Here is a 3,711-nt window from a genome sequence, read left to right as displayed (position 1 = left end):
CTGCGGAGCCTAAGGAGTAGCGTAGCTATCTAAAAGTTCTTTGCGCCGCTTTCTTACAAGAAAGCGGCAGTTCCATGCGGGTAGACACAGATAAGCGAAAGATTACAGACAAAAATAGGGATAAAATGGGGAAGTACAGCGAGAAATTTTTCGTAGACATTGACTTTCATCGTCTTATGCGCCAGCGAATTACCCGGATACTGCTGGTGTGCAGCTCCTACGACCAGTTCACCCTCGAAGAAGACGGCCATATCGACGCCCAGATCGTTCGGGAGTACAGCGACCTGAACCTCAGCAACCCACCCGCCTTTATCCGCGTGAGCTCCGGGCTCGAAGCCCTGGAGAAATTACGGAGCGACGCCCCCTTCGACCTCATCATCACCATGTTCAACATCGGCGAGATGGACGTTTTCACCCTATCGCGGAAAGTGAAAGAACTGCACCCCGGGCTCCCGTTCATTCTGATGAGCTCCTTCTCGCGCGAAGTCGCCCGGCGCGTGATGGAAGCCGACACCTCCGCCATCGACTACATGTTCAGCTGGCAGGGCAACGCCGACCTGATCCTCGCCATCATCAAGATGCTCGAAGACCGGATGAACGCCCGCGAAGACATCCTCGGGATCGGCGTGCAGGCCATTCTGCTCGTCGAAGACAACGTCCGGTTCTACTCCGCCTACCTGCCCGACCTCTACCGCACCGTCATCCGGCAGACCAACGAATTCGTCCGCGAAGCCCTCAACGAGCAGCAGCGGATACTCCGCAAACGCGCCCGTCCCAAAATTCTCTTCGCCCGATCGTACGACGAAGCCCTCGAACACTACGAACGCTACAAAGACAACCTGCTGGGGATCATCTCCGACGTCTCGTTCCGTCGCAGCGACGACCGCCCCGAGCCCGATCCGCACGCCGGCGTCGAGCTCTGCCGGCTGGTGCTCGCCGACCGGCCCACGATGCCCGTGGTGCTGCAATCCACCAGCCTCGAACACCGGCGCGACGCCGCCGAGTTGGGGGCCGACTTCATCTACAAACGCTCGCCCGAGCTGCTCGACGAGCTGGCCGACTTCATCAACCGCCGGATGGCCTTCGGCGACTTCGTCTTCTACGACCCGATGACCGGCGGCGAGATCGCCCGCGTCCGCGACCTCGGCGAGATGCAGACCGCGATAGAACGGATTCCGGCCGACGTGATGACCTACTACACGGCCCAGAACATGCTCTCGAAGTGGCTCTACGCCCGGGGGATCTTCTCGCTGGCCCACATGCTGCGGGCGATGACCAACAGCATGTTCGAGACACCGGACGAGATGCGCGAGTTCATCCTGCGGGCCATCAAAGGCTACCGCCGGCAGATGGGCCAGGGGGTCGTGGCGGAGTTCGACCCGGCCACCTACAACCAGTTCATCAGCTTCGCCCGCAGCGGCAACGGATCGCTGGGCGGCAAGGCCCGCGGGCTGGCCTTTATCGGCAACATGCTGGAGGAGTACAAGCTCTACGACAAGTGGGAGGGGGTGCGGGTGACCATTCCGCGGACGCTGGTGCTGGCCACCGACCATTTCGACCGCTTTATCCGCGAGAACGGGCTGCAGTCCCTGCAGGGGGCGGATCTGGACGATGCGGACATCCTTTCGGAGTTCGCCGGCTCGCGGCTGCCGGACAAGGTGGTCGAAGACCTGCGGGTCTTCCTGCGGAACGTGAAGCGGCCGCTGGCCGTGCGGTCGAGCTCCAAGCTGGAAGACTCTCATTTCCAGCCTTTCGCCGGAATCTACTCCACCTACATGGTGCCCCGGGTGGACAACGAGGATCAGATGATCCGGATGCTGGGCAAGGCGATCAAAGGGGTCTACGCCTCGGTCTACTACCGGGCGAGCCGGGCCTACATCGAGGCGAGCTCGAACAGTCTGGCCGACGAGAAGATGGCGGTGGTGATTCAGGAGATCTGCGGCACGGAGGACGGGGGGTACTACTTCCCGACCTTGTCAGGGGTGGCGCGGTCGCTGAACTTCTACCCGATCGGCGACGAACGGCCGGAGGACGGGATCGCCAACATCGCGCTGGGGCTGGGCAAACTGGTGGTCGAGGGTGGGATTACGCTACGTTTCTCGCCGGCCTATCCGAAGCGGGTGCTGCAGCTCTCGACGACGGAGATGATGCTGCGCGACACGCAGCGGGTGATGTACGCCCTGTCGCTCGATCCGTCGCGGCTGCGGACTTCGACGGACGACGCGGTGAACCTGGTGCGGTTCGAGATTCCGAAGGCGGCCGGGTTCCGGAATATGAAGTATGTGGCGTCGACGTGGGACGCGCTGAACCAGTCGGTGAGCGACTCGCCGAACGAGCCGGGACGCAAGCTGATCACCTTCGCGCATATTCTGAAGTACGACACGTTCCCGCTGGCGGAGATTCTGCGGGAACTGCTGCGGATCGGGGCGGAGGAGATGAAGTCGCCGGTCGAGATCGAGTTCGCGGTCAATATGGACGTGCCATACGGGAACGAGAAGATATTCAATTTTCTGCAAATCCGCCCGATCGCCGAAGCGACGCAGCGCGACCGTCTGGACTGGTCGTCGCCGGAGGCCCGGCCGGAGGGGGCGATCCTCTATGCCGAGTCCGCTTTGGGACTTGGCCGGATCGAGGGGCTGCGGGATATTATTTACGTGAAAACGGGGGCTTTCGAGCGGTCGGAGACGCCGCAGATGGCGGAGGAGATCGACGCGCTGAACACGGCGATGAAGCGCGAGGGGGTGAACTATGTGCTGGTGGGCCCCGGTCGCTGGGGGTCGAGCGACCCGTGGTTAGGGATTCCGGTGAAATGGCCCCAGATTTCAGAGGCGCGGGTCATTGCGGAGTGCGGGCTGGAGGATTTCCGGGTCGATCCGTCGCAGGGTACGCACTTTTTCCAGAACCTGACGTCGTTCGGGGTCGGGTACCTGACGCTGAATCCGGCGATCGGAGACGGAATCTTCGACTCTGCCTGGCTGGACAGCCTGCCGGCGGTGACGGAAACGGCGCATTTTCGGCGGGTGAGGGTTCCGGACGAGCTGTTTGTCTTCATAGACGGGTGCAACAGCCGGGGTATCGTGCGCCTCTAAGCAGGGTTCAGACTTTTCGGCCCCCCGCCCCGGGCTACCGTTTCAGCGCCTCAGGCCACGATGAGCTATTAGGCGATCCGATGGCCGGTGGCCGTAACGGGTATAGCTGGTCGTCGTCGGTCAGTGGCACTCATGGCATGGACTTGGACTTCTACGCGATAGCACTCTGCCCCGACTACGCAACCAACCGTGCCTACGGTCTTCAGTTGCGTTGCCTCTCGGAATAAACAGAGCAGACACGGCCAATTGCCCACCGCGGGGCCCCACAGGGGCTTTTACTAGGGTTATCACTGGCTTATTTAAGCGGGGCCCGCTCGGCCCGGGGGCAGTCGAAGCTCGATAGTCGCCCGCCCGCTAAAGAGGGCATATTCTGCCGATTGGCGGCGAGCCAATTCGGCAAGAATTGCCGCGGGCGACTCAAATTGGGGTAGACACGGCCGGCCTTCGAGTGCCGAGCGGCACCGCACCGACGCCTTAAAAGGGGAATCGTCAAAATGTGCTGGCACGTTTTGCCTGGATTTCCCAAGGCGCGCGAAAAACGGCTGCAATCCTGCGGTTCGAAGAGCCGCGCTCCGAGATGGGCACCACTTGCAGCCTACTTCACCTCAATACGGGCCGGGCG

General features: G+C 61.9%; 2 protein-coding genes. Both read left to right on the top strand.

What is annotated here, in order from left to right:
• The first annotated feature begins 176 nt into the window (after positions 1-176).
• Positions 177-3,089 (top strand): PEP/pyruvate-binding domain-containing protein, encoded by a 2,913-nt coding sequence (locus tag QZ292_RS10010; RefSeq protein ID WP_294601135.1) that lies wholly within the window; start codon positions 177-179, stop codon positions 3,087-3,089.
• A gap of 80 nt (positions 3,090-3,169) precedes the next feature.
• Positions 3,170-3,316 carry a hypothetical protein gene (locus QZ292_RS10005; RefSeq protein WP_294601132.1) on the top strand — a complete coding sequence of 49 codons (147 nt, stop codon included), beginning with the start codon at positions 3,170-3,172 and terminating at the stop codon, positions 3,314-3,316.
• The last annotated feature ends 395 nt before the right edge of the window (positions 3,317-3,711 follow it).

This window comes from uncultured Rikenella sp. (assembly GCF_910577125.1).
Classification (GTDB): Bacteria; Bacteroidota; Bacteroidia; order Bacteroidales; family Rikenellaceae; genus Rikenella.
The sequence above is the reverse complement of the archived record's forward strand: the minus strand, read 5'-3'. Positions and strand labels throughout refer to the sequence as shown.